Below are 24,083 nucleotides of genomic sequence, written 5' to 3' on the forward strand. Positions count from 1 at the left end.
CTCAGTAGTTGCCCAGGCCGCCGCAGACGTTGAGCGCCTGCGCCGTCACGGCCGCGGCGTCGTCGCCGACCAGGTACTCGACCATGGCGGCGACCTCGCGGGTCTCCACATAGCGGCCGATCGGCACCCGGGTGGTGATCCGGTCGTGGGTCTCCTGCTCGCTCACGCCCCAGATGGACGCGTAGTGCTCGCGTACCCGCTCGGCCATCGGCGTCTCCACGAAGCCGGGGCAGACCGCGTTGACGGTGATGCCGGTACGGGCGAGCTCCAGGCCGAGGGCCTTGGTGAAGCCGACGACACCGTGCTTGGAGGCCGAGTACGGGGCGGCGTGGACCACGCCCTGCTTGCCGCCGGTGGAGGCGATGCTGATGATCCGACCGCGCTCCCTGCCGAGCATGCCGCCGGTCGTCAGCACCTCCTTGGTCATCAGGAAGACGCTGTTGAGATTGGTGTTGATCACGTCGAGCCACAGCTCGTCGGGGATCTCGGCGGTCGCGCCGCCGCCGCTGCGGCCGGCGTTGTTGACCAGGATGTCGACCGGGCCGAAGCGGTCCACCGCCGCCTTCACATACGCCTTGATCTGGCTGTGGTCGGAGACGTCGCAGACGATGCCGTCGACATCGTGCCCGGCGTCCCGCTCCTCCTTGATCAGCGTGGTCAGCGGCTCCTGCTGCCGGGCGCAGACGAAGACCCGGGCGCCGAGCCCCGCGAGCCGCCGGGTGATCTCGAGGCCGATGCCGCTGGTCGCGCCGGTCACCAGGGCCACCGGCCTGACTGCCGTTGTCATTGTTGTCCTCCTGTGCAGCTCCGGTCGTGGATACCCGCCGAGCCTGCTGCGGTGGCCTTGAGCGCCGCTGGAACGGGGATCGAATCCCTTGCCGCTCAAGGGCGGTTCGAGCGGCCGGAGCGATCGTCGACGCAGCCGACGAACCCTGGAGGAGCATGATGACCGCCGAGACCGCCACCCCGGTACCGACCGGTGTACGGACCGGTCTGTACGCCCTCGTCCAGCACTTCTACGCCCGGCAGATGCAGGCGCTGGACGACGGGCGCTTCGAGGAGTACGCCGCCACCTTCACCGAGGACGGCACCTTCCAGCACACCCCGGGCACCGAGCCGGCCCGCACCCGGCCCGGCATCGTCGCCGAACTCAACCGCTTCCACGAGAAGTTCGCGGACGACCCGGTGCGGCGGCGGCACTACTTCAACCAGCTCGTCCTGGACCCGCAGCCCGACGGAAGCTACCGCTCCACGGTCTACGCGCTGATCGTCCGGATCAGGCCGGGCGAACGCCCGGAGGTCTGGCCCAGCTGTGTGGTCCACGACGTGCTGGTCGTCGACGGCGACGAGGTGTCGACACGCTCCCGTACGGTCAGCTACGACCACCTGCCCGATGCCGTATGAACGGGGCCACGCGTGCTCCGGCGCGGGTCCGGGCGGGGGCGCTGACGCAGGTTCCGGCGGGTGGGCCGGCGCCGGGCCCGGCGGGTCTGCCCTCGATGCCGGCGGGTGGCCCGGCGCGCATGCCGCTCACCGCGGCCGAGAGCGCGCTGCACGCGGTGATCGAGGCGGTCACCGCCGCCGGACGCCCGTCCGCCCGCGCGCGGGCCGCCGTCGCCGGGGCCTACGCCGATCTGTGGGCCTGCCACCGGCTCGGTCACGCCGCCGTGGAGCGGCCCGCCGCCGCCGTGGTCGCCCGCTATCTCTCCCCCCGGCTGCTGCTCGACGGCGCCGACGGTCTCGCCGCGGCGCTCGGCGCGCGGCTGCACGAGACGGGCGGACCCGCCGCCCGCTACCGCGACCAGGTGCGGCGCCTGGAGACGGCCGCCTCGGCCCCCGGCGCCGCCGCGCGCACCCGGGACGTGGCGGCGCGGCTGCCGGCGCTTGCCGCCGGGGACGACCGGCTGGCCCGGCCGGTCACCGCCGCCCCCGCCCAGGCCCTGCCCCGCGCGCTGGGCTCCCTGGTCCGGGTCCTCGAAGAGGAGCGCGCGGAGTTGGTGGTACGGGCCACCGCCCTGACGCGCCCGGACGGACCGGGGAACGACGGGGGCGGCCCCGGCCCGTGGGCGCTCGCCGACCGGTACGCGCTGCTGACCGCGGCCGCCGCCTGCCTGGACGGCTGGCGCGTCCCCGGCTCCCCCCGCCTGCGGCGGTCCGGCGACCGGATCTGCCTGGTCGCGGCCCTGCACCGGCTGGTCATCGGCCTGTCCCGGGCCGTCCCGACGCGGGCCGCCACCGAGTGGCGCGACGAGGTCTACGAGGTGGCGGTCGCGCTCGGCGGGCCGCCCGCCGCCGGGGCGGGCCCCACCCGGTCGCCGTTCGGCCGCCCCGCCCCCGCCCTGACGGCCGTCTGACCCCATGGCCTCTCAGGTGCCGCTCGTCCGGCCGGACGAGTCCTGGCGGGCGGTGCGCGCCGCGGTGCGCGACGACGGGCTCGCGGTGGTCGCCGGGTATCCGTCCCACTGGCCGGAGGGGGCCCGCCGGCTCGCCCTGACCGCCGCGGGCGCGGCCCTACGGCGGCCGCCCGGCGCGCTGGAACTGGGCCGGGCCCCCGGCGGCCGGCCCTATCTGCGCGGCCACCCGGAGCTGGAGGTGAGCCTCGGCCACACCCGCGGTCTGCTGGTGGCGGCGGTGAGCGCGAGGGGCCGGGTCGGCGTCGACGTCGAGCCCGCGGGGCGCGGTGTGTACGGCACGCCGCTGGTGGCCGAGATGACGACCCCGTACGAACGAAGCGCCCTCGCCGCGCTGCCGGAGGAGGAGCGCAACGCCGCTCTCGTACGGCTGTGGACGCGCAAGGAGGCGTACACCAAGGCGCTGGGCGTGGGGCTGCGGCTGCCGTTCACGGCCTTCGGCCTGGTCCGCGGCCCGGCCGGGTACGGCCCGCGGGGCCCGGACGGCCGCCCCGTGGATCCGTCCGAGCGGGACCGGTGGCGGTTCGGCACCGATCCCGATGTGGCGGGGTGCGTGGTGAGCTGGGCCGTACGTCAGCTGGCGAACGTCTCGTACGAGGAGTCCCGTTCGAGCTGCGGGGCGCCCGAGAGCACCTGCTGGTGCAGCCGCTGGAGGCGGGGCGACGGCTCGACCCCGAGCTCCTCGCGCAGCGCCGCCCGCAACTGCTGGAACGTCTCCAGCGCGCGCCACGGATGGCCCGAGCGGTAGAACGCCAGCATCAACTGGGCGCGGTGGCCCTCGTGCAGCGGCTGCCGGGCGGTGAGCACCCGCAGTTCGCCGATGAGCGTGGCGTGCCGGCCGAGCTGAAGATCGGCCTCGATCCGCAGCTCCAGGGCCCGGGCCCTGGCTTCGTCGAGGGCGAGGACCTCCAGCTCCAGGACCCGGCCCACCGGCACGTCGACGAGGGCGGGGCCGCGCCACAGGTCGAGCGCCCGGCGCAGGACGGCGGAGGCGCGCCGGGGATCGCCGGCCTCCAGGGCGGTGATGCCCTGCCCGGCCAGCTCCTCGAACCGGGCTGCGTCGCCGGGGCGTTCGGGGGCGGCGAGGCGGTAGCCGCCGTACGTTGTGGTCAGCAGGGCCTTGGCGTCGGCGCCGCTGCCGGGGGACACCTGCTCGAGCGCGGTGGTGATCTTGCGGCGTACCTGCAGCACATAGGTCTGGAGGGTGGTCGACACGCTGCGCGGGGCCTCGTCTCCCCAGATCTCCTCGACCAGGGTCGGTACGGAGACGATGTGCCCGGCGTGCTGGGCGAGCAGTGCCAGCAGTTGGCGTGGTTTTCCAGCGGTCGGGACGATGGACACGCCCCGGACCGCGACATGCAGCGGGCCGAGGACTTCGATGTGCAACACCATGCCTCCGGTTCTGATCCCATGGGCGTCCGGCACTGGACCGGTCACGAGGATTCCGAGATTGCCAGTGGCGTACGCCCGGCCCCAGTGAACCCGTCATGAGCCGAATATGAGTTATTCAGGGTGTGAGAAACTCACGGGCCGCCCATGAGCAATTCACTGGTGAAAGGAGAAGGGGTGCGGAAGAATCCCGCCCGCGACCGAGACGGCAGGACGGGAAGAGTCGCCGATGAAATCGTTGTGGTCCTTGCGGGAAGACGTCCGGCTGCGGGCGGCCGGCGCGGGAGGGGATGTCCATGTCCTGAGCGGCTCCGGGACGGTGCGGCTGCGCTGTCCGCACCCGCTGGTGCTGCGGGCCCTCGACCGGATGACACTGGGGCCCTCGCTCCTGGAGAACGTCACGGACGACCGCAGTGGCCCCGAACATCCCCTGCTCGTGCCGGTGCTGACCAGGCTCGCCCACCTGGTGGTGCGCTCCCTCGGGCCGGAGGATCTGGGCGGGCCGCTGCTGTCGGTGGTGCCGATCGCCGACGACGCACGGTTCCGGCCAGGCTCGGCCGGACCCGACCAGCGCGTGCGGCTGGCCGCCGGGGTGGCCTTCCGGGCGGGGGAGAACGGCCCGGTGATGGTGGCCGCGGGGGGCCGCTACTGCGTCGAGATGCACCGCGCGGAGGTCTGCGAGGTGGTGCGCGTCATCGGGCGCAGGGGGTGCCTGGGACGATCGGTACGGGCCCTTCCCACGCCTATTTCGGTGTCTTGCGAAATACTGCGTTACTTCGCCGGCACGGGAATGGTGACGATCTCCTGAGCGCGTAGTATCCCTTTCAAATGTCTCAGGCGCCTGGCGTCTGCTGGAGGGGGTGGGACGGATGTCGGAATTCGGGGTGGACGACAGGGCACGCCGGCCGTCGGACGGCGGACGGGACACCCGCGACTTCGCGGAATTATTCAGTCCGAATCCGGTCGGCGGCTCGGAGATCATCCTCGCGGCGGTGGTGCAGGGCCTGGTCGGCGTGTCGGGGGTGGGCTGCCTGGTCGCCGGCGGCGGCTCCGCCCCGGAGGTGCTGGGCTTCACGGCCGCCCTGCTGCTCGTCTCCTGTGTGCCGCTGGCGTACGGGCTGCTGCGGGGCCGGACCCGGCCGGCGCCGCGCCGCGCGCGCCTGGTCTGGGGCTCCCTGACACTCCTGGCGCTGGCCGCCGCCGTCGCGATCGCCTGGCTGGTCCGGCTGCCGCTGTGGGTGGACCTGGAGCTGACGGCGGACTGCCTGGTGGCATGGCTGCTCTGCCACGGCCTGCTCGGGAGCGCGTCCCGGCGGCCCGATCCGGCCGGCGAACGCGGCGAGCTGCTGCGACTGGTCACCGCGCGGGAGCGGCGGAGGTTCGGCCGGGACCTGCACGATCTGCTCGGCTACAGCCTGTCCGCCCTCACCCTCAAGGCGGAGGTGACGGAACGGTTCCTCGGCCGGGACGAGGAGCGGGCCCGGCGCGAGCTGCGGGAGATCCTCGACATCTCGCGCAAGGCCCTGGAGGAGACCCGGGCGCTGGCGGAGAGCTACCGCATGCTGTCCCTGGCCGACGAGATCGCCTCCGTACGCGAGGTGTTGAGCTCGTCCGGGATGCGGGTGACCGTCGAGGGCCCGGCCACCCAGGGCGGCAGGACCGGCCGGCCCTGGGAGCAGGGGACGCTCGATCACCGGGTCGGCACCCTGCTGGCCACCGTGCTGCGGGAGGGCGTCGCCAACCTGCTGCGGCACAGCAGGGCGGGCGTGTGCCGGATCCGGCTCCAGGAGGAGCGGGGCCGGATCCGGCTGGTGCTGTCCAACGACGGTGCCTCGGGCGCCCGCTCCCGCCCCCGGGCGCAGGGCAGCGGTCTGGACAGCCTGGCCCGGCGGGTCGCGGAGGCGGGCGGCACCCTGTCCGCGTCGGTGGACGGCGCCGGCTGGTTTCACCTGGTGGCCGAGTGCCCCCTGCCGCCGCCGGTGCTCAGTGCAGCCACCCGGCGTCCTGGGCGATCAGAATCGCGTCCAGTCGATTGCGCGCGTGGAGCTTGAGGACGGCGGACGTCAGGTAGTTGCGGATGGTGCCGACGGCCAGATGCAGCTGGTCGGCGATCTCCGACGATCCGGCCCCCTCGGCCGCCAGCCGCAGCGTGTCGATCTCCCGCTGGGTGAGCGGGTTCTCGGCGCTGGACCAGGCGGCCAGGGCGAGTGAGGGGTCGATGGCCTGCCGGCCTTCGGCGACCTTCCTGATGGCGACGGCGAGCTGGCCGGGCGGCGCGTCCTTGAGGAGGTAGCCGCCGACCTGGGCGTCCAGCGCGCGACGCAGCGTCCCCGGCCGGCCGAGGCTGGTGAGGATGAGACTGCGGCAGTCCGGGACCTCCTCATGGAGTCGTTCCGCCGCGGTCAGTCCGTCGAGGCCCGGCAGGTCGATGTCGATGACGGCGACGTCGGGCTTGTGTCTGCGTGCCTCCGCGACGATGGTGTCGCCGCGCTCCAGTTCGGACACGACTTCCAGATCGGATTCGAGCTCAAGCAGGGCGACCAGCGCCCCGCGGACCATGTGCATGTCCTCGGCCAGTAAGAGCCGTATCATCGTCCGCCCCCTCGGGTTCCCGGTTGTGCTCATGGTTGGCGCGGTGTCGGGCCGAAAGCTAGGAGGATTTCGTTCCGGGAGCGTTAAGTGTCAGGTCATCCTTGGATGTTGGCGGGTTCTGAGGGTTCTGGCGTTCGGTGTGGCGCATTCTCAGGAGGGCGAGGAACACCACCGCGGAGAGCGCGGCGGCCGCGAGGAATCCGGTCGTGAGCGAGGTCGCGGCGACGACGGGGCCGAGCAGCAGCGGTGAGACGAACTGCCCGGCGAAGTTGGCCGTACCGGACAAGGAGGTGGCCTGCCCCCGCCGTTCGGCCGGCGCCGCCTCGCCCACCAGCACCGTCAGGGCGGGGAAGGCGATGCCCTGCCCCAGGCCGAACAGCATCGGGGCGACGAGCAGCAGCCAGGGCTGGTCCACGGTGCCGAGCAGGACGAACGACACCACCCAGGTCAGCGCGGCCGTCCGCAGCAGGGCGGGATAGCCGGCGGCGGCGCGCAGCTTCGCGTACACCAGCCCCACGAGGCTCATGGCGGCCATCATCACCACGGTGTAGAGGGAGACCAGGAACGGCTCCTCGACGCCGATCCGGGCGAGCCGCTGGGGCAGGAAGACCGCCACCCCGTACAGCAGGATCGCGGCGACGGCCTGGAGGGCGTAGTAGCCGAGCAGGGCCGGGCGCTCCCGCAGCAGCGGCAGGACGCCGCCGGTGGTCCCCTTCGGACCGGTGGAGCCGGCCGGCAGCACGAACAGCGCGGCCAGGCCGATGGGGACGCCGACGAGGTAGACGGCGAACGGGGCATGCCAGGACAGGCCGCCCAGAGCGCCGCCGATCAGCGGCCAGACGACCCCGCCCAGACTGGTCGCGGTGGAGCGCCAGCCCATCACCCGGTCCCGCTCGGGGCCCTGGTAGAGCGCGAGCAGCGCCACCGTCGTACCGCTGAAGACGGCGGCGGCGCCGGCGCCGAAGACGAACCGGCCGGCGATCAGCGCGGCGTAGTCGTCGGTGAACAGGCCGGCGGCGCCGGCGACTCCGTACAGCACGAGTCCGCCGGCCAGCGGTCCGCGCACGCCGTAGCGGTCGATCAGCCGGCCGACCACCGGGCTGGTGACGGCGATGGCGAGACCGTGCGCGGTGATGACGAGACCGGCGGCGGTCCCGCTGAGGTCGAGATCGCCGCGGATGACCTCGAGTACAGGGGTGATCATGGCCCCGGCCATCACGGCCAGGGTCGAGGCGAGCAGCAGGACGGGAAGTGCCGCCGCCCGGGGTGTGGCGCGTGGTGCCGAGTCCGGTGAGGACATGAGCAGCCTCCGTGTGACCGTGGGGGGTTCAGGGACGTACGGGCCCGGGGTCGGGCACCTGGGCGCGGATGCCGTCCGCGATCTCGTCGAGGTCGGCCGCGGTGAGCCGGAGCGTCGCCGCCTGCGGCCAGTCGGCGATCTGCCCGGGGCGGCGGGCGCCGACGATCGCCCCGGCGACCCCCGGCCAGGCGAGCGCCCAGGCGACGGCCACGGCCGTGACCGTGGCGCCGTGCCGTCGGGCGACGGTGCGCAGGACCTCGGCGACGGCGAGGTTGGCGGCCAGGCCGGTGGTGAAGTCCGGTGCGCCGCGGCGCCAGTCGGTCGGGGGCAGGGCGGCGACCCGCTCGGCGGAGAAGGTGCCGGAGAGCAGCCCGGACTTGAGCGACTGGTAGACGAGCGCGCCGACGCCGTGCGCGTCGCACCAGGCGAGGACGTCGGCGGCGCCGCGGTCCAGGGCGGAGAACGGCGGCTGGACGGCGTCGACCGGCGCGACGGCGGCGGCCCGCTTCAGCTCGTCGACACCGTGGTTGGACAGCCCGATGGCCCTGACCTTGCCCTCACGGCGCAGGTCGTCCATGGTCTGCCAGTACTCCTCCAGCGGGGTGCCGGGCACCGGGGCCGAGGGGTCCTCGGTGACCGGGCCCCAGGCGAGCAGCCGCCCGTCGCCCGGCCAGTGCACCTGGTAGAGGTCGATGTGCTCGACACCGAGCCGGCGCAGCGAGTCCTCCAGCTCGCGCCGGACGCTGTCGGCGGTCATCACCTTGCGCAGGCCGCCCGGGTCGGGGACCACACCGCACTTGGTGAAGAGGTACGGGCGTTCCGCCGAGGGCAGCCCGGCCAGGGCCCGGCCGATGACCTCCTCGGAGTGGCCCAGGCCGTAGGCGGCGGCGGTGTCGATCCAGTTGACGCCGGTGGCGACGGCGCGGTGGATGGTGGCGATCGAGTCGGCGTCGTCCTGGGGCCCCCAGTCGGAGCCGCCCAGCGACCAGGCGCCGAGTCCGACGGGCGAGATGTCCATGCCGGTGGTGCCCAGGGGGCGGACGGGCAGCGGGTTGGTGGTCATGCGGCACCTCGGATCCGTGCGCTGGGGGCGGGGGCGGCGGCGTGCGATCCGGCCAGGACCAGGCCGCGGTTCTCCAGGCGCAGGGCGCGCCGGTTGAACGCCATGAAGGGCTGGATGAGGCCGTCGACGAAGACGAGGAAGCAGAGGGTGCCGACGCCGACCGGTCCGCCGAGGACCCAGCCGACGGCCAGCAGCACGGCCTCGACGGAGGCCTTGGCCACCCAGAACGGCCAACGCCAGCGCTGGGTCATGGTGATGACGACCAGGTCCATGGCCCGGATGCCGATGCCGCTCATGATGATGAGAGCCGAGCCGTACGCGCAGAGCAGGACGCCGATGGCGAGCTGGACCGGGCGGGGCAGCGCGGAGGTGTCGGTGAGCCGCATGAGGTCGATCAGGCTGCCGCACAGCAGGAAGGTGACGAAGGGCGAGAGGACGGGGCGGCGCCGGTTCCACACCGACCAGAGGGCGATGCAGACGACGGCCACGAGGGCCTGGGCGATGCCGATGGTGAGCGGAACGTGCTCGAGGAGTCCGAGGGCGAGGGTGTCGAGGGGGTCGACACCGTACGCGGAGTGGATGAAGAGCGTGGCACCGGCGGCGAAGACGACGCACCCGGCGAGATAGACGCCGAGCCGCTGTAACCGTGCGCGGCGGACGGGGGTGGTGGCGGGCATGGGACGGAATCCTTCGGTCCGATGGGGGTGGTCCGGACGGAGGGGTGGCGGTTCTCGCGGCGCGCCGGCCGGGGGTCCGGCCGGCGTGTCGTCCGAGCCGACCGCGCGTCAGCCGTTGCTGAAGGCGATGGTGTTGCCGTCGGGGTCGGTGAGGTAGAAGTGCTTGCCGCCGGGGTGGTCCTCGATCTCGGTCGGCTTCGCGTCGAGGAGCGCCTCGCGCGCCGCCTCCAGGTCGGCGCCGGCGAATCCGGGGACGAAGGGGCCGGCCGCGTCGTTCCAGAGCACGAGCTCGCCGCCGGCTCCGGTGTGGAAGGCCGAGAACGTCTCGCCGGCGGCCTTGGGCTCAAGGCCCAGGACGTCGCGGTAGAAGGCGGTCATGGCCGGAAGGTCGCGGGTCTTGATGGCGAGCACGGCGAACTTCCCGAAGGAGGAAGGGGTCATGTCGTCCTGTCCTGTTCTCTCGTCTGGTCGGGGGACGCGCTTCCCGGGGAGGCGTGCCTGTGGGCGCGCTTCTCGGGGGCGCGTTCCAGGGGCGCCTTCGGGGGCGCTTCAAGGGGTGCGGATCACAGCGGAACCGGTTCAGGGGGTGCGGATCACAGCCCGACCGGTTCAGGAGAGCTCACCGCGGGCGAAGGCGTAGCTCCGCTCGATCAGCCGCCAGACGACGGCGAGTTCGTCGTCGTCGCGCGGGCCGTAGAGCATGACCGCGGTCGGCGGCAGAAAGCCGGGCGCGACCATGGGGTGAGGTTCCGCCCAGCCCTTGGCGATGGCTTCCGCGGCGTCCGCCGGCGGCAGCATCACGTGCAGGCTCCCGTCGTTGGCGCTGTGCAGATGCGCGAACTCGGTGCCCGCGAAGTAGGCGCTGTCGGGCCCGGAGGCGTACTCCGTGCCGAGGTGCAGCGCGAGGCTCTGCGGCAGCGACACATGGCTGCGGCCGGGCGTCACGCCCTCCAGCGCCCTCATCCGGCGCCACAGTTCCCGGTGGAACTCCACGGGAGCGTTCTGATCGAGCTGGCTGTGCACCGGTCGGCCGGTCGAAGGCCGCTCACCGGACCGTTCGGGGATGTCCACACGCGTGGTCATGGCCGCTCCTTTCTGAGACCCACCTGCGCCTTGGCGGCACGCGACCGACGCTACTACCCTGGATATAGTGATTACCTAATGGATAGTGACTGCCCCGGGAGGAATCTTGAGCGCGAATCGGCCACGTGAGGGGCGCGGGATGAGGGGCGCCGAGGGCGGCCCCTGCCCCATCACCCCGGTGATCGACCTGGTCTTCGGCCGGTGGACGACCCCGGTCCTGTGGGTGCTCAACCACCACGGAAAGCTGCGCTTCACCGAGGTGCAGAAGCTGCTGCCCGACTGCACCCCCAAGGTGCTGACGCAGCGACTGCGCCAACTGGAGGCGGACGGGCTGGTGACGCGTACGTACTACGCGGAGATGCCGCCGCGCGTCGAGTACGAGTCGACCGAACTCGCCCGCACGCTCATCCCCGTCTTCAACGCCCTCGCCGACTGGTCCGACCAGCACCTGGCCGAGGTGCTCGCCGCCCGCGTGGCCTACCAGGGCGACTGAGAACAGCCCCCGTGAGCCCCCGCAGGGGCCCGGGCGCGCGGACGCCCGCCCGGCAGGACGATCTGCCGGGCGGGCATCCGCGTGCCAGGGGCGGGCGTCAGGCCGCCGCGAGGCCCTTGCGTACGGCGGTGGCGATGCGCACCACCCGCTCGGCCTGGATACGAGCCGCGGCGCGCGCCACGTCGTCGACCGCGAGGGAGCCGTTGCCGTCCACGTGCGAGGTGCCGTACGGGTTGCCGTCCGCCCACTTGCCGTGGTCCACGAAGCCGGGCGCCACGACGATGCCGCCGAAGTGGTGGAAGGAGTTGTACAGCGCGAGGAGGGTGGACTCCTGGCCGCCGTGGAGCGTGGCCGACGAGGTGAAGCCGCTGTAGACCTTGTCGGCCAGCCTGCCCTCCGCCCACAGCGGGCCGAGCGTGTCGATGAACTGCTTGAGCTGGGACGACACATTGCCGAACCGGGTCGGGCCGCCGAAGATCACCGCGTCCGCCCAGTCCACGTCGGACCCCGCGGCCTCCGGGATCTCCGCGGTGGCCCGGTGGTTGGCCGCCCAGGCCGGGTTGGCCTCGATGGCGGCCTGCGGGGCGAGCTCGGCGACCCGGCGCACCCGCACCTCGGCGCCGGCCTTCTCCGCCGCCTCGCCGAGCTCCCGGGCGATCTCGGTGCCGATACCGGTCGACGAGTAGTAGATGACGGCGAGCTTGGTGGCATTGCTCATCGTGAGGTCTCCGATCGAGTCACATCGCGTCAAGGGGTGCCCCGAAATTACTATGCCTGGGATAGTCATTACCTAGAGGAAAGTGGCTTTCCCGTAAGCGCCCAGGCCGTTCTCGACCGGTCCTCAAGGTGCCCCGGGCACGCTCGTCTCCCCCGGCGGAGTGGAGGAGCGAGCGGTGAGGACCGAAGAAGTCGACGCCTGCGTCGTCGGCGGCGGACCGGGCGGCCTGATGACCGGTCTGCTGCTGGCCCGGCAGGGCGTCCGTGTCACCGTCCTGGAGAAGCACCCCGACTTCCTGCGGGACTTCCGGGGCGACACCGTCCACCCCTCGACGCTCCGCGTCATGGACGAACTCGGCCTGCTCCAGGACTTCCTGAAGATCCCCCACGCCAAGGCCGAGGCCATGACCATGGAGACCGCGATGGGGCCGGCCGTCTTCGCCGACTTCCGCCGGCTCCCCGGCGCGTTCCGGTTCATGGCCTTCATGCCCCAGTGGGACGTACTCGACTTCCTCGCCGGAGCCGCCCGCGACCTTCCCGGCTTCCGCCTGGAGCAGCGGGCCGAGGTCACCGACGTGATCGAGGAGCGCGGCAGGGTCACCGGAGTGGTCGCCAAGACCCCGGACGGGCCGCTCGAAGTGCGGGCGAAGCTCGTCGTCGGCGCCGACGGCAGGCGCTCCGCCGTCCGAGCGTCCGGCGGTCTCGACGTCAAGGGCGACGCCGCGCCGATGGACGCCCTGTGGTTCCGGCTGAGCCGCACCGAGGGCGAGACCGTCCCCACCATCAAGGCCGGCGCCGGCTATCTGGTGGTGTGCATCAACCGGGGCACGTACTGGCAGTCCGTCCAGATGATCCCCAAGGGCGGGTACGAAGCGGTGCGCGCGGCCGGTCTCGACCGGTTCCGCGCCGACGTGGCCCGCGCACACCCGGGGTTCGCCGGCCGGCTGGCCGAGGAGATCCGCGACTGGGACGACATCAAGCTCCTCGACGTACGGGTCGACCGGCTCCGCCGCTGGTACCGGCCGGGCCTGCTGTGCATCGGGGACGCCGCCCACGCCATGTCCCCGGCCGGCGGGGTCGGCATCAACCTGGCCGTGCAGGACGCCGTCGCCGCGGCCCGGATCCTCGGTCCCGCGCTCCGGGCCGGGCGCGCACCCTCCGAGGCGGAGCTCCGCTCGGTGCAGCGCCGGCGCGAACTGCCGATGCGCGTCATCCAGCTGATGCAGCTGCACCTGCTGGGCGACCTCTATCCGAGCGCCTCCCGCAAGGGCACGGACCGGCCCCTGGTGGTCCGGATGTGCCGGAGGTTCCCCGTCGTGCCGCGCGTCCTCGCCCGGCTGATCGCCCTCGGCATCCGTCCCGAGTCCGTAGGAGGAGCAGCCCGTGTCCGACCGTGAACTCCTGGGCCGGTGGCGGCTCGTCTCGTACTTCGACGAGGACGGGCGGGGCGGCGTCGGCGAAGGCCCCCTCGGCCCCGACCCGTACGGGCTGCTCTTCTACGCCGACGGCTTCATGTCCGTGAACATGGGCCGCGGCGAACCGGTGCCCTCCCTCGTCAACTACCTGGGCTACGCCGGGACCTGGCGCCGTACCGCGCCCGACACCGTCGTCCACGCCATCGAGGTGTGCTCCAACCCCGCCTGGGCGGGCACCGAACAGACCCGCACCCTCGTCCTCGACGGCGATCTGCTCACCCTGCGCGGCTCGGCCCTCGTCGACGGCCTCCCGCGCCACCGCGTACTGACCTGGAAGCGCGCATGACCACGGAGCGAATGTGACCAGCACGACCGGCACGCCACGGCTCGAAGAAGTCGCCGAGCACGTCCACGCCTACATCCAGCCCGACGGGGGGTGGTGCCTGAACAACGCGGGTCTCATCACCGCCGACGGCGACAGCGCGCTCATCGACACCGCCGCCACCGAGCGGCGGGCCCGCGCGCTGCGGGAGGCCGCGCTGACCGTCGGGCCCGCCCCCCGGGTCGTCGTCAACACGCACTCCCACGGCGACCACACCTTCGGCAACTGCCTCTTCCCCGAGGCGGTCGTCGTCGGCCACGCCGGCACCCGCACCGAGATGGAGCAGGTGGGGCTCCACCTCACCGGACTCTGGCCCGAGGTGTGCTGGGGCGAGATCTCCGTGGCACCGCCCACCCTCACGTACGAGAGCCGGCTCACCCTCCATGTCGGCCCGGTCCGCGCCGAGCTGCGGAACATGGGCACCGCCCACACCGTCAACGACACCGTGGTGTGGCTGCCCGAGCAGCGGGTGCTTTTCACCGGCGACCTGGTGATGTCCGGAGTCACCCCGTTCTTCCCCATGGGGTCGCTCTCGGGCTCCCTCGCCGCCATCCGTGAGCTGGCAGCCCTCGACCCCGTCACCGTCGTGACCGGCCACGGCCCGGTCGCCGGCCCCGAGGTGCTGGCGGAGGCCGAGCGGTATCTGCTCTGGATCCGGGAGCTGGCCCAGCAGGGCGAGGAAGCCGGTCTCACCCCTCTGGAGGTGGCCCGCGAGACCGACCCGGCCCCCTGGCTCCACCTCCTGGACCCCGAGCGCCTCGTCCCCAACCTGCACCGCGCCTACGCCGAGCTGCGCGGCGCGGTGCCGGGGTCGCCGATCGACATGGGCGCGCTGTTCCAGGAAATGATCGAGTACCGCGGCGGCGCCCCGGTCTGCCACGCCTGACGCGCCCGTGCCGGCGCGCGGCCGCCGGAACGGGTGCCCCCGGCGCCCCGGCCGCCCCTGACGCCGCCGGGAAACCGGCCCCCCGGGCACCCCGGCCGCCCCTGAGGCGGCCGGGCCTGCCCGTCTCCGGCAGGATGGACCCCATGACCGAGATCCGTACGCCCCGCCTCATCCTCCGCCGCTGGACCGACGACGACCTCGTCCCGATGGCCGAGATCAACGCGGATCCGGAGGTCATGCGCTGGATCGGGGACGGTTCCGTCCGGGATCTGGAGGAGACCGCCGAGGACATCGAGCGGTGGGAGGAGGAGTGGGACGAGGAGGGCTTCGGGTTCTTCGCCGTCGAGCTCATCGCCTCCGGCGAGCTGATCGGCTTCGCCGGCCTGTCCGTGCCCGAGTTCCTCCCCGAGGTGCTCCCAGCCGTCGGGATCGGCTGGCGGCTCGGACGGCCGTTCTGGGGCCAGGGGTACGCCTCCGAGGCCGCCCACGCGGCGCTGGAGTTCGCCCTTCAGGACCGCGGCCTCGACCGGGTGGTCGGCATCGCCCACATCAGCGACACGGCCTCCGAGAACGTCATGCGCAAGCTCGGCATGACCCCGGAGAGCGACGTCAACCACCCGGTCTTCGGGGTCCCGCTGCGCGTGTACGCCATCGACCTCACCGAGTACCAGGGCTGACCCGGCGCCTCCGGGAACACCGGGCCGGCGGACCAGGAACGGCTCTCGTGAATCCGCTTCGTACGCCCTAGCGTGGCCGCATGCGGATCTCGACCACGATCTTCCTGACCGACGAGACCATCACCCCCGTGCGGCTCGCGCGCGAGCTGGAGCGGCGCGGCTTCGCCGGGCTCTATCTCCCCGAGCACACCCATATCCCCGTCGAGCGGACGACTCCGTACCCGGCGGGCGGGGAACTGCCCCGCGAGTACGGCCGTACCCTCGACCCCTTCGTCGCCCTCGGCCAGGCCGCCGCCGTCACCGAACGGCTCGCGCTGGGCACCGGCATCACGCTGGTCGCCCAGCACGACCCCATCGACCTGGCCAAGCAGGTCGCCACCCTCGACCATCTGTCGGGCGGCCGCTTCACCCTCGGCGTCGGCTTCGGCTGGAACCGGGAGGAGGCCGCCGACCACGGCGTGGAGTGGGCGACGCGGCGCGAACTCACCCAGGAGCGGATGCGGCTGATGCGGGCGCTGTGGGCGCCGGAGCCGACGGCGTACCAAGGCGCGTTCGGGGTGTCGGTGCGCGCCTCCCACGCCTACCCCAAGCCGGCGGGCGGCGCCCCGCGCACCCTCCTCGGCGGCAAGGCGGGACCGAAGCTCTTCGCGCAGATCGCCGCGTACGCGGACGGCTGGATGCCGATCGGCGGCCGCGGCCTGTCGGAATCCGTACCGCTCCTGCGCGAGACCTGGCAGAAGGCGGGCCGGGACCCCGAGGCGCTCCAGGTCGTGCCGTACGCGGTCCGGCCGAACCCGGGGAAGCTGGCGCACTACGAGGAGCTGGGCTGCGAGGAGGTGGTGCTCCAGCTTCCGCCGGGGGAGGAGGGGGAGGTGCTCGCGGTCCTGGACGACTTCGCGCGGTACCTGTGACATCGACGCGCCCGGAACACTCGGCCTGCGCCGAGCCCCGGGCCGTGGTCACGGTTCCGCCGTCGGAGGCCCCTCGTATGCTCGGTCCATGACGGATCAGCAGGCGGAACAGCCCGAGCGGCCCACCGAGAACGCCATGCGCCGCGCCCTCAAGCGGGCGCGGGACGGTGTGGCGCTCGACGTCACCGAGGCCGCCGTGCTGCTCCAGGCCCGGGGCGGCGACCTGGAGGACCTGGCCGCCTCCGCGGCGCGCGTGCGGGACGCCGGGCTCGCTGCCGCCGGGCGGCCGGGGACCATCACCTTCTCGAAGAGCGTGTTCATCCCGCTCACCCGGCTCTGCCGCGACCGCTGCCACTACTGCACCTTCGTCACCGTCCCCGGCAAGCTGCGCGCCGCCGGCCACGGGATGTTCATGTCCCCCGACGAGGTCCTCGACATCGCCCGGCGCGGCGCCGAACTCGGCTGCAAGGAAGCCCTCATCACCCTCGGCGACAAGCCGGAGGACCGCTGGCCCGAGGCGCGCGAGTGGCTGGACGCGCACGGCTACGACGACACCCTCGCCTACGTACGCGCCATGGCGATCCGCATCCTGGAGGAGACCGGGCTGCTGCCCCACCTCAACCCGGGCGTGCTCTCCTGGACCGACTTCCAGCGGCTCAAGCCCGTCGCCCCGTCCATGGGCATGATGCTGGAGACCACCGCCACCCGCCTGTGGAGCGAACCGGGCGGCCCGCACCACGGCTCCCCCGACAAGGAACCGGCCGTCCGGCTCCGGGTCCTGGAGGACGCCGGGCGCTCCTCCGTGCCCTTCACCAGCGGACTGCTCATCGGCATCGGCGAGACGTACGAGGAACGGGCCGAGTCCCTCTTCGCGCTGCGCAAGGTCTCCCGCGCCTACCACTCCGTCCAGGAGCTGATCATCCAGAACTTCCGCGCCAAGCCGGACACGGCGATGCGCGGGATGCCGGACGCGGAGCTGGACGACCTGGTCGCCACCATCGCCGTCGCCCGCCACATCATGGGCCCGGGCGCCTGCCTCCAGGCCCCGCCGAACCTCGTCGACGAGGAGTACGGCCGGCTCATCGGCGCCGGCATCGACGACTGGGGCGGGGTCTCGCCGCTCACCATCGACCATGTGAACCCCGAGCGGCCCTGGCCCCGGATCGACACCCTGGCCGAGAAGTCCCGCGCCGCCGGCTTCGAGCTGCGCGAACGCCTCTGCGTGTACCCCGAGTTCGTCGGCCGGGGCGAGCCCTGGCTCGACCCGCGGCTGCTGCCGCACGTCCGTGCCCTCGCCGACCCGGAGACGGGCCTGGCGAACCCGGACGCACCCGTGCGCGGACTGCCCTGGCAGGAGCCGGACGAGGCGTTCACCGCCACCGGCCGCACCGACCTGCACCGCACCATCGACACCACCGGCCGCACGCACGACCGCCGGGACGACTTCGACGAGGTGTACGGCGACTGGGAGGCGCTGCGCGAGGCGGCGGCGCCCGGCATGGTCCCGCAGCGCATCGACACCGACGTACGGGCCGCGCTCGCCACCGCCGCCGACGACCCGGAGAAGCTCACCGACGACCAGGCCCTGGCCCTGCTCCACGCCGACGGCCCGGCACTCGACGCGCTCACCCGGATCGCGGACGACGTCCGCCGGGCGGTGGTCGGCGACGACGTCACGTACGTCGTCACACGGAACATCAACTTCACCAACGTCTGCTACACCGGCTGCCGTTTCTGCGCCTTCGCCCAGCGGCGCACGGACGCCGACGCCTACACCCTCTCCCTCGACCAGGTCGCCGACCGCGCCGAGCAGGCGTGGGAGGTCGGTGCGGTCGAGGTCTGCATGCAGGGCGGCATCCACCCCGACCTGCCGGGCACGGCCTACTTCGACATCGCGCGCGCGGTGAAGGAGCGGGTCCCCGGTATGCATGTGCACGCCTTCTCCCCGATGGAGGTCGTCAACGGCGCGACCAGGACGGGGCTGTCGATCCGCGAGTGGCTGACGGCGGCCAAGGAGGCCGGTCTCGACTCGATCCCCGGCACGGCGGCCGAGATCCTCGACGACGAGGTGCGCTGGGTCCTCACCAAGGGCAAGCTGCCGACCGCCACCTGGATCGAGGTCGTCACCACCGCCCACGAGCTGGGCATCCGCTCCTCGTCCACGATGATGTACGGACACGTGGACCAGCCCCGCCACTGGCTGGGCCACCTCCGCACCCTGGCCCGGATCCAGCGCGAGACGGGGGGCTTCACCGAGTTCGTCACGCTCCCGTTCATCCACACCAACGCGCCCGTCTACCTCGCCGGCGTCGCCCGCCCCGGGCCGACGGTCCGGGACAACCGGGCGGTCACCGCCATGGCCCGGCTCCTCCTCCACCCGCACATCACCAACATCCAGACCAGCTGGGTGAAGCTCGGCGCGGACGGCGCGGCCGAGATGCTCCGCTCGGGCGCCAACGACCTGGGCGGCACCCTGATGGAGGAGACCATCTCCCGGATGGCGGGCTCCCGCTACGGCTCCTACCGCTCGGTCAAGGACCTCGTCGCCATCGCGGAGGCGGCCGGCCGGCCCTCCCGCCCCCGGACGACGCTGTACGGCGAGGTCCCGGAGGAGCGGGTGCGCGCCGCGCACGCCTCCGACGGGCACCTCCCGGAGCTGCTTCCGGTCCTCCCAGAGTGAGTCAAACCCGGCCTGAGGGGCGTGGGATCACATAACGTTCCGGCTCCCGAACGTCCGTACCCGGTCGATTACAGTGCTGCGGCAGAGCAGACCTGCGTCAGACCTGCGTCACCGGGGGAGGGCACGTCGTGACCACAACCGCCGCGGCCGTGTGGGGCCGTGCCGAGCAGCAGGACTTCCGGGCCCGGGTGCGCGGCTGCCTCCTCGGCGGGGCCGTCGGCGACGCCTTCGGCGCGGGCGTGTCGGGTCTGTCCCTGGCGGAGATCAGGACCGTCCACGGGCCGGACGGGCTCACCGAGCCGGTCCCCGCGTACGGCAGGCGCGGGGCCGTCACCGCCGCCACGCAGATGACCCTGTTCACCGTCGACGGGCTCATCCGCGCCCAGGTCCGCCGCGACACCGGTGCCTGGCACCCGCCCACGGACGTCCACCGGGCCCATCTGCGCTGGGCGGCCACCCAGCGCGACTGGGGCCCCGACGAGCGGCGCAAGGACAACGGCTGGCTGGCCCGCGAGGAGTGGCTCTACGCCCGCCGCGACCCGGCCCGCGCCTGTCTGACCGGGTTCGGTGACGAGGTCCTCGGCACCCTGGACCGGCCGAAGAACCCGACCGCCACCGATTCGGGCGCGCTGGTCCGCTCGGCGCCCTTCGGGCTCCTGGTCGGCTGGGAGCCGCAGCTGGTGTGCCAGCTGGCGGTGGAGTGCGCGGCGCAGACGCACGGCGACCCGGCCGCGTACCTCGCGGCCGGTGCCTTCGCCGTCGTCGTGCACGGGCTGGCGCGCGGCGAGAGCGTCGACGGCTCGGTGCAGCGGGCCCTGGCGCAGCTCGCGCCGCGCCCCGGCCACGAGCCGGTCACCACGGCCCTCCAGCAGGCCCTCGGAGCCGTACGCCAGGGGATGCCGAACGCGGCCAGGGTCACCGCGCTCGGCGCGGACGAGGACCGGGCCGAGAACCTCCTCGCCGCCGCCGTCTACTGCGCCCTCGTCGGCGAGGACATGAGGCACGGTCTGCGGCTCGCGGTCAACCACGACGGGCCGTCGGCGGCGACGGGGGCGCTCACGGGCGCGCTGCTGGGCGCCCTGCACGGCGAGACGGCCCTCCCGCCGGCCTGGCTGGCCGAACTGGAGGGCCGTGCGACGGTCCTGGAGCTGGCGGACGACTTCGCGATGGAGATGACGCAGGGCACCGCCCTGCACAGCCCCTCGGAGTCCTCGCCCGGCTGGCTGGCCCGCTATCCGAGGGGCTGACTATCCGAGGGGCTGACGCTCGGGTACCGCGGCCGCCGGACTGCCGTCGTCCGAGTGGAGCTTGTCGAGGACCGCGTCCCGTTCCGGGGTGTCCTCCGGCCTGACGAAGCCGATGAGGACGTACAGCACCAGGGAGGTCGCGAGCGGCGAGACGATCTGGGTCTGGAGCTCCAGGCCGTCGAGCCCGTAGTTGGTGAGCCAGAACGCGAATAGGCCGGCCGCCCAGGACACGAGTGCGGCCGTCGGCCCGGACCTGCGGAACGTCCGCAGCAGGCCGAGCATGAACGGGATCGCGATCGGCCCCATCAGCCCGGCCACCCACTTGATGACGACGGTGATGATGTCGCCGAAGGTCGGGGAGTTGACCTGCGTGGCGATCGCCATCGACAGGCCGAGGAAGGCGACGGTCGACCAGCGGGCGGCCAGCAGCCCGGCCCGGTGCGACCAGGTGCGCGCGGCCTTGCTCAGTGCGGGCGCGATGTCACGGGTGAAGACGGCCGCGATGGCGTTGGCGTCGGAGGAGCACATGGCCATGGTGTGCGAGAAGAAGCCGACGATGACCAGTCCGAGCAGCCCGTGCGGCAGCAGCTGTTCGGTCATCAGGGCGTACGAGTCGGAGGCGTCGGGCTTCTTCGGGTCGACGAGCAGCGGCGCCACCCACATGGGGAAGAAGAGGACCAGCGGCCAGACGAACCACAGGACGGCCGAGAGCCGCCCGGAGCGGGTGGCCTCGCGGGCGGTCGGCGTCGCCATGTAGCGCTGGGCCTGGTTCCACATGCCGCCGCTGTACTCGAAGGTCTTGATGAAGAGGTACGCGAGGAGGAAGGTCATCGTGTACGGGCCCGCGGTCGGCGCGGTGTGCCCCTGGAGCTCGGGCCGGTCCCAGACCGTCCACAGCGCGCTGAAGCCGCCCAGCTTCGCCAGGACGGCGACGAGCATGGCGATGCCGGCGAAGAACTGGATGATGAACTGGCCCAGCTCGGTGAGGGCGTCGGCCCACAGCCCGCCGACGGTGCAGTAGATGCCGGTGATCACGCCGGTGATGAGGATGCCCTGGTTGAGCGAGATCCCGGTGAAGACCGAGAGCAGGGTGGCGATGGCGGCCCACTTGGCGCCCACGTCGACGATCTTCAGCAGCACGCCGGACCAGGCGAGGGCTTGCTGGGTGGGCAGGTTGTAGCGGTTCTTCAGGTACTCCAGCGGGGAGGCCACATGGAGGCGCGAGCGCAGCCGGTTGAGGCGGGGCGCGAAGAGGTGGGCGCCGATGGCGATGCCGATCGCGATGGGGAAGGACCAGGTGACGTAGGAGGTGACGCCGTAGGTGAACGCGATGCCCGCGTAGCCGGTGAACATCACGGCGCTGTAGCCCGACATGTGGTGCGAGATGCCGGAGAGCCACCAGGGCATCTTGCCTCCGGCGGTGAAGAAGTCGGAGACGTTGTCCACGCGCTTGTGGGACCAGACGCCGATCGCGACCATCACGCCGAAGTAGCCGATGAGCACGGCCCAGTCGAGACTGTTCATTGAGCCCCCTCCAGGGGATCCGGTCCGCCTTGTGAACGCCGTTCATGGTGTGGCGAGTTGAGCTGCCACGACAACGCACTGGAGGGTCAAGAGCGAGTAAAATCGTTCGGGTTTTTGACTTCGGTTCATATTCGTGAACGCAGATGGGGTCAAAAGGGCCGTGCGGCGATCCGTTCACGGCCTGCCCGGACGCGGACATGCCGAAGCCCCCTCGGCCAGGACGGCGGACCGGTCGAGAGGGCTGCTGCGGGGTGCTTTCGCGCGTCGCGCGCGGTTCGCGGTTCGGGGTTCGCGGTTCAGAGCGTTCCGGTGCTCACTTCGCTCACGAAGGCGTTCCAGGAACCCGGCCCGAAAGCGAGGGACGGACCCTCGGGAGCCTTGGAGTCGCGCACCGCGATCGCGGCCGCGACGGGGGACTTGACCTCCACGCAGGCCCCGTTCCCGCCGGAATAGGAGGACTTGGTCCAGGTGTCCGTAGCGCCCTGAATAATCGCCATGATGTCAGCTCCGGTTCTGCCGGTGGTATGTCGCGCCAACGTTCTTGCTGGCGTGATCGACGCTACTCGCCGGTCCCCTCGCGTGGGGCGGGCGTTCACTCGACCGGATGGCATATTCCAAGCGGACTTCCGCCGGAACAAGGCCGGGGTGTACCGTACCGGCCTCTTCCTCGACGTCCCGGCCGTATGGCCGCATTCACCCTTAATTTCCGGCGGCGTACTCCTTGGCGATGTCCGAGATGAACTCCCGGGTCTGCTCCACATTCAGCGCCTGTGCGCGCAAGTGCTCGTACATCACGCTGTACTTCGCGACATCCTGCGCCTTCTCCAGATAAAGATCGCTGGTCACACCCTCGATGTAGACGACGCTGGAGTCGGACGTGTCCGGGAATTCCAGGATGGCGTAGTGCCCGCTGATGCCCGGATGGGCGCCCATGTCGAACGGCAGGACCTGCACGGTGACATGGGGCAGATGCGACTGCTCGACCAGATGCTCCAGCTGCTCGATCATCAGCTGCCGGTTGCCGACGATCCGGCGCAGCGCACCCTCGTCGATGACCGCCCACAGCCGCAGCGGACGCTCGTCGTCCCTGATCCGCTCCTGGCGGCGGGTGCGGACGGTGACCCGCTTGTCGATGTCGGCCGGCGTGGACTCCGGCAGCGCGCCGGCGATGACGGCCTCGGCGTAGCCGTGGGTCTGCAGCAGGCCCGGGATGATCTGCGGCTCGTACACCCGCAGGCTCTCCGCGTCCGTCTCCAGACCGATGTAGACGCTGTACGGGATGTCGCCGAAGGCGTGCCACCAGCCCTGCTGGCGCGAGTCCTTGGCCATCTGCATCAGCGACTCGACGACCCGCTCGTCCTCCACCTCGTACACGCCGCAGAGGTCGCGGACGTCACGCTGGCTGATGGAGCGACGGCCGTTCTCGAGACGGCTGATCTTGGACTGGGAGACCAGCAGCCGCTCGGCCACCTGCTCGGCCGTCATGTTCTTCTGCTCCCGGAGCCGGCGCAACTCCTGGCCCAATCGGCGTCGCCTGACGGTGGGATTGACGTTGGACGCCACGGAAACTGCACCTCCGGCTGTCGGCTGCGTAGCTGTGAGTATCTACTGCTTGGCAGACTGCCACCAAAGATGCGGTGTGCGCTGGGAAATGGCGACAACGCACGTGTGCGGGGCGGTCGTGAGGACCGCCCCGCACACGTCTGTGCGGCTCCCGGATCGGGTCGGTGTCGCTCGGTGTCTCCCGAGTCGGTCAGTGCACGGCCGCGCGGGCCATGCTGCCGCGCCGGGGCTGCTCGGGGACGCCCGCCGGACGCCCGCCTCCCGTCGCGGTGTTACGGCGCGGCTGTGCCGCCACACCGTTCTGGACGTCCATCACGGCGTGCGCCACGAGGCCGCCCATGGGGTCGTGCCGGATCAGGTCGCGCAGCCGGGACCGCGACGACCGTCCTTCGTTCCCCGGGTAGAGGTGCTTGCCGAGACCGACCGCGTGGGCCAGCGCGGCGAGCGCCGCGGTCCGCGGGTCCGGCGGTACGCCGGTGCGGATCGCACTGTCCAGCCGGGCCCTGATGTCCCGGCTGATGGCCGTCTCCGTCGCCTGGTAGCGCGTCGTCGGCAGCACTCCGCACATCTGGCCCTCCACGGCATGCACCATGCCGCAGCGCTCCAGATGAGCGAGGTAGATCTGGCGCAGCCCCAGTCGGGGTCCGCCGATCCAGTGGACGGCCCGGACCGGGCTGCCGCGTCGGCGCAGCAGTTCCAGTGCGGAGTCCAGTGTCGGATCTCCGGTCGGCCGTGGCATCACCACGGCGATACGATCCCCGTCAGGGGCTATCCGTCCTGCCAGAGCCAGCTCCACTAGCTGAGCTCCGGCGAGGCCGAGGTCGAGCGACTGCGGCTGCGCTGTGGTACCCGTGGCCGGGTCCAGAGCGAGCAGCAGAAGCTCCTCCGGAATTGTTCTGCGGCTCCTGCCCATCCATGCCTCCCCGCGTGGATGAGTCACAGGGTGACCCCTCTCACATTCATCTGTCGAGAGTGCCTGGGTGGTTCGTACGGGAACCGGCAGGTATGTCGTTCTCGTCTAGCACGGGGGCCAAGGGGTTCACACAGGACACTGGTACATGGTTCGGACGTAC

At 72.2% G+C, this 24,083-nt stretch carries 25 protein-coding genes and 1 pseudogene; 13 read left to right on the top strand and 13 right to left on the bottom strand.

Translation table 11 applies throughout. The annotated features are described in order from the left end of the window. Window position 1: 1 nt before the first annotated feature. Entirely contained in the window at window positions 2-787 is a 786-nt protein-coding gene (locus tag ACWDX6_RS14465; RefSeq protein WP_451485260.1) for an SDR family NAD(P)-dependent oxidoreductase, read from the bottom strand. A gap of 158 nt (window positions 788-945) precedes the next feature. On the opposite strand from ACWDX6_RS14465, the gene ACWDX6_RS14470 reads away from it, so the two are divergent. The 3 genes and pseudogenes from ACWDX6_RS14470 to ACWDX6_RS14480 form a co-directional block, all read left to right on the top strand. Then, complete coding sequence (locus ACWDX6_RS14470) at window positions 946-1,404, top strand: nuclear transport factor 2 family protein (protein ID WP_451485261.1); 459 nt, start codon at window positions 946-948, stop codon at window positions 1,402-1,404. A 119-nt stretch (window positions 1,405-1,523) separates the two neighbouring features. Further along, the gene (locus ACWDX6_RS14475) at window positions 1,524-2,354 is read left to right on the top strand and encodes a hypothetical protein (RefSeq protein ID WP_451485262.1); all 831 of its coding nucleotides are present in this window, start codon (window positions 1,524-1,526) and stop codon (window positions 2,352-2,354) included. A gap of 4 nt (window positions 2,355-2,358) precedes the next feature. Next, a pseudogene (locus ACWDX6_RS14480) lies at window positions 2,359-2,853 on the top strand (4'-phosphopantetheinyl transferase family protein); the annotation flags it as partial. A 131-nt stretch (window positions 2,854-2,984) separates the two neighbouring features. Here the strand turns inward: ACWDX6_RS14480 and ACWDX6_RS14485 are convergent. Then, complete coding sequence (locus tag ACWDX6_RS14485) at window positions 2,985-3,797, bottom strand: AfsR/SARP family transcriptional regulator (RefSeq protein WP_451485288.1); 813 nt, start codon at window positions 3,795-3,797, stop codon at window positions 2,985-2,987. A gap of 232 nt (window positions 3,798-4,029) precedes the next feature. Here ACWDX6_RS14485 and ACWDX6_RS14490 point away from each other — a divergent pair, with 232 nt between their 5' ends. Continuing rightward, window positions 4,030-4,608: a hypothetical protein gene (locus ACWDX6_RS14490; RefSeq protein ID WP_451485263.1), complete on the top strand. Its 579-nt coding sequence runs from the start codon at window positions 4,030-4,032 to the stop codon at window positions 4,606-4,608. Window positions 4,609-4,669: 61 nt separating this feature from the next. Then, entirely contained in the window at window positions 4,670-5,851 is a 1,182-nt protein-coding gene (locus ACWDX6_RS14495; protein ID WP_451485264.1) for a sensor histidine kinase, read from the top strand. Here ACWDX6_RS14495 and ACWDX6_RS14500 read toward each other — a convergent pair. The 6 genes from ACWDX6_RS14500 to ACWDX6_RS14525 form a co-directional block, all read right to left on the bottom strand. Continuing rightward, on the bottom strand, window positions 5,784-6,392 hold the full coding sequence (locus ACWDX6_RS14500; protein ID WP_451485265.1) for a response regulator transcription factor: 609 nt from the start codon (window positions 6,390-6,392) through the stop codon (window positions 5,784-5,786). The two genes, ACWDX6_RS14495 and ACWDX6_RS14500, sit on opposite strands and share 68 nt — an antisense overlap. A gap of 58 nt (window positions 6,393-6,450) precedes the next feature. Next, a complete protein-coding gene (locus ACWDX6_RS14505; RefSeq protein WP_451485266.1) occupies window positions 6,451-7,692 on the bottom strand; it encodes an MFS transporter in 1,242 nt (413 codons plus the stop codon). Between the two features lie 28 nt (window positions 7,693-7,720). Continuing rightward, the gene (locus ACWDX6_RS14510; protein WP_451485267.1) at window positions 7,721-8,755 is read right to left on the bottom strand and encodes an aldo/keto reductase; all 1,035 of its coding nucleotides are present in this window, start codon (window positions 8,753-8,755) and stop codon (window positions 7,721-7,723) included. Beyond that, window positions 8,752-9,432 (bottom strand): YczE/YyaS/YitT family protein, encoded by a 681-nt coding sequence (locus tag ACWDX6_RS14515; protein WP_451485268.1) that lies wholly within the window; start codon window positions 9,430-9,432, stop codon window positions 8,752-8,754. The genes ACWDX6_RS14510 and ACWDX6_RS14515 overlap by 4 nt, the downstream gene beginning before the upstream one ends. Window positions 9,433-9,540: 108 nt before the next feature. Next, window positions 9,541-9,873, bottom strand: coding sequence for a VOC family protein (locus tag ACWDX6_RS14520; protein WP_451485269.1), 333 nt, complete (start codon window positions 9,871-9,873; stop codon window positions 9,541-9,543). Between the two features lie 168 nt (window positions 9,874-10,041). Further along, window positions 10,042-10,515, bottom strand: coding sequence for a luciferase domain-containing protein (locus tag ACWDX6_RS14525; RefSeq protein WP_451485270.1), 474 nt, complete (start codon window positions 10,513-10,515; stop codon window positions 10,042-10,044). Between the two features lie 139 nt (window positions 10,516-10,654). On the opposite strand from ACWDX6_RS14525, the gene ACWDX6_RS14530 reads away from it, so the two are divergent. Continuing rightward, window positions 10,655-11,008: a winged helix-turn-helix transcriptional regulator gene (locus ACWDX6_RS14530; protein WP_451485271.1), complete on the top strand. Its 354-nt coding sequence runs from the start codon at window positions 10,655-10,657 to the stop codon at window positions 11,006-11,008. Between the two features lie 97 nt (window positions 11,009-11,105). On the opposite strand, the gene wrbA is transcribed toward ACWDX6_RS14530, so the two are convergent. After that, complete coding sequence (gene wrbA, locus ACWDX6_RS14535; RefSeq protein ID WP_451485272.1) at window positions 11,106-11,726, bottom strand: NAD(P)H:quinone oxidoreductase; 621 nt, start codon at window positions 11,724-11,726, stop codon at window positions 11,106-11,108. A 175-nt stretch (window positions 11,727-11,901) separates the two neighbouring features. Here wrbA and ACWDX6_RS14540 point away from each other — a divergent pair, with 175 nt between their 5' ends. The 7 genes from ACWDX6_RS14540 (at window position 11,902) to ACWDX6_RS14570 (ending at window position 19,923) form a co-directional block, all read left to right on the top strand. After that, window positions 11,902-13,122, top strand: a complete 1,221-nt coding sequence (locus tag ACWDX6_RS14540; RefSeq protein WP_451485273.1) for an FAD-dependent oxidoreductase — start codon at window positions 11,902-11,904, stop codon at window positions 13,120-13,122. Continuing rightward, complete coding sequence (locus ACWDX6_RS14545; RefSeq protein ID WP_451485274.1) at window positions 13,109-13,486, top strand: lipocalin-like domain-containing protein; 378 nt, start codon at window positions 13,109-13,111, stop codon at window positions 13,484-13,486. Before ACWDX6_RS14540 ends, ACWDX6_RS14545 begins: the two co-directional genes overlap by 14 nt. A 13-nt stretch (window positions 13,487-13,499) precedes the next feature. Beyond that, entirely contained in the window at window positions 13,500-14,408 is a 909-nt protein-coding gene (locus ACWDX6_RS14550) for an MBL fold metallo-hydrolase (protein ID WP_451485275.1), read from the top strand. Window positions 14,409-14,551: 143 nt separating this feature from the next. Then, entirely contained in the window at window positions 14,552-15,085 is a 534-nt protein-coding gene (locus ACWDX6_RS14555) for a GNAT family N-acetyltransferase (RefSeq protein WP_451485276.1), read from the top strand. Between the two features lie 80 nt (window positions 15,086-15,165). After that, window positions 15,166-15,996, top strand: coding sequence for an LLM class F420-dependent oxidoreductase (locus ACWDX6_RS14560; protein ID WP_451485277.1), 831 nt, complete (start codon window positions 15,166-15,168; stop codon window positions 15,994-15,996). 88 nt (window positions 15,997-16,084) lie between these two features. After that, on the top strand, window positions 16,085-18,676 hold the full coding sequence (locus ACWDX6_RS14565) for a bifunctional FO biosynthesis protein CofGH (RefSeq protein WP_451485278.1): 2,592 nt from the start codon (window positions 16,085-16,087) through the stop codon (window positions 18,674-18,676). Window positions 18,677-18,804: 128 nt separating this feature from the next. Then, window positions 18,805-19,923 carry an ADP-ribosylglycohydrolase family protein gene (locus tag ACWDX6_RS14570; protein ID WP_451485279.1) on the top strand — a complete coding sequence of 373 codons (1,119 nt, stop codon included), beginning with the start codon at window positions 18,805-18,807 and terminating at the stop codon, window positions 19,921-19,923. On the opposite strand, the gene ACWDX6_RS14575 is transcribed toward ACWDX6_RS14570, so the two are convergent. The 4 genes from ACWDX6_RS14575 to ACWDX6_RS14590 form a co-directional block, all read right to left on the bottom strand. Then, the gene (locus ACWDX6_RS14575; RefSeq protein WP_451485280.1) at window positions 19,924-21,447 is read right to left on the bottom strand and encodes a sodium:solute symporter family protein; all 1,524 of its coding nucleotides are present in this window, start codon (window positions 21,445-21,447) and stop codon (window positions 19,924-19,926) included. A 296-nt stretch (window positions 21,448-21,743) separates the two neighbouring features. Then, window positions 21,744-21,944: a DUF397 domain-containing protein gene (locus tag ACWDX6_RS14580; RefSeq protein ID WP_451485281.1), complete on the bottom strand. Its 201-nt coding sequence runs from the start codon at window positions 21,942-21,944 to the stop codon at window positions 21,744-21,746. Between the two features lie 202 nt (window positions 21,945-22,146). Then, a complete protein-coding gene (locus ACWDX6_RS14585; protein WP_451485282.1) occupies window positions 22,147-23,010 on the bottom strand; it encodes a helix-turn-helix domain-containing protein in 864 nt (287 codons plus the stop codon). A 190-nt stretch (window positions 23,011-23,200) separates the two neighbouring features. Further along, window positions 23,201-23,923, bottom strand: coding sequence for a GOLPH3/VPS74 family protein (locus ACWDX6_RS14590; RefSeq protein WP_356894943.1), 723 nt, complete (start codon window positions 23,921-23,923; stop codon window positions 23,201-23,203). Window positions 23,924-24,083: the final 160 nt, after the last annotated feature.

It is taken from the genome of Streptomyces sp. NPDC003027, from assembly GCF_053591435.1.

Coding starts and splice junctions, on each gene's coding strand:
- ACWDX6_RS14465 (WP_451485260.1), bottom strand. CDS start 787: ATGACAACGGCAGTCAGGCCGGTGGCCCTGGTGACCGGCGCGACCAGC.
- ACWDX6_RS14470 (WP_451485261.1), top strand. CDS start 946: ATGACCGCCGAGACCGCCACCCCGGTACCGACCGGTGTACGGACCGGT.
- ACWDX6_RS14475 (WP_451485262.1), top strand. CDS start 1,524: ATGCCGCTCACCGCGGCCGAGAGCGCGCTGCACGCGGTGATCGAGGCG.
- ACWDX6_RS14490 (WP_451485263.1), top strand. CDS start 4,030: ATGAAATCGTTGTGGTCCTTGCGGGAAGACGTCCGGCTGCGGGCGGCC.
- ACWDX6_RS14495 (WP_451485264.1), top strand. CDS start 4,670: ATGTCGGAATTCGGGGTGGACGACAGGGCACGCCGGCCGTCGGACGGC.
- ACWDX6_RS14500 (WP_451485265.1), bottom strand. CDS start 6,392: ATGATACGGCTCTTACTGGCCGAGGACATGCACATGGTCCGCGGGGCG.
- ACWDX6_RS14505 (WP_451485266.1), bottom strand. CDS start 7,692: ATGTCCTCACCGGACTCGGCACCACGCGCCACACCCCGGGCGGCGGCA.
- ACWDX6_RS14510 (WP_451485267.1), bottom strand. CDS start 8,755: ATGACCACCAACCCGCTGCCCGTCCGCCCCCTGGGCACCACCGGCATG.
- ACWDX6_RS14515 (WP_451485268.1), bottom strand. CDS start 9,432: ATGCCCGCCACCACCCCCGTCCGCCGCGCACGGTTACAGCGGCTCGGC.
- ACWDX6_RS14520 (WP_451485269.1), bottom strand. CDS start 9,873: ATGACCCCTTCCTCCTTCGGGAAGTTCGCCGTGCTCGCCATCAAGACC.
- ACWDX6_RS14525 (WP_451485270.1), bottom strand. CDS start 10,515: ATGACCACGCGTGTGGACATCCCCGAACGGTCCGGTGAGCGGCCTTCG.
- ACWDX6_RS14530 (WP_451485271.1), top strand. CDS start 10,655: ATGAGGGGCGCCGAGGGCGGCCCCTGCCCCATCACCCCGGTGATCGAC.
- wrbA (WP_451485272.1), bottom strand. CDS start 11,726: ATGAGCAATGCCACCAAGCTCGCCGTCATCTACTACTCGTCGACCGGT.
- ACWDX6_RS14555 (WP_451485276.1), top strand. CDS start 14,552: ATGACCGAGATCCGTACGCCCCGCCTCATCCTCCGCCGCTGGACCGAC.
- ACWDX6_RS14560 (WP_451485277.1), top strand. CDS start 15,166: ATGCGGATCTCGACCACGATCTTCCTGACCGACGAGACCATCACCCCC.
- ACWDX6_RS14565 (WP_451485278.1), top strand. CDS start 16,085: ATGACGGATCAGCAGGCGGAACAGCCCGAGCGGCCCACCGAGAACGCC.
- ACWDX6_RS14575 (WP_451485280.1), bottom strand. CDS start 21,447: ATGAACAGTCTCGACTGGGCCGTGCTCATCGGCTACTTCGGCGTGATG.
- ACWDX6_RS14580 (WP_451485281.1), bottom strand. CDS start 21,944: ATGGCGATTATTCAGGGCGCTACGGACACCTGGACCAAGTCCTCCTAT.
- ACWDX6_RS14590 (WP_356894943.1), bottom strand. CDS start 23,923: ATGGGCAGGAGCCGCAGAACAATTCCGGAGGAGCTTCTGCTGCTCGCT.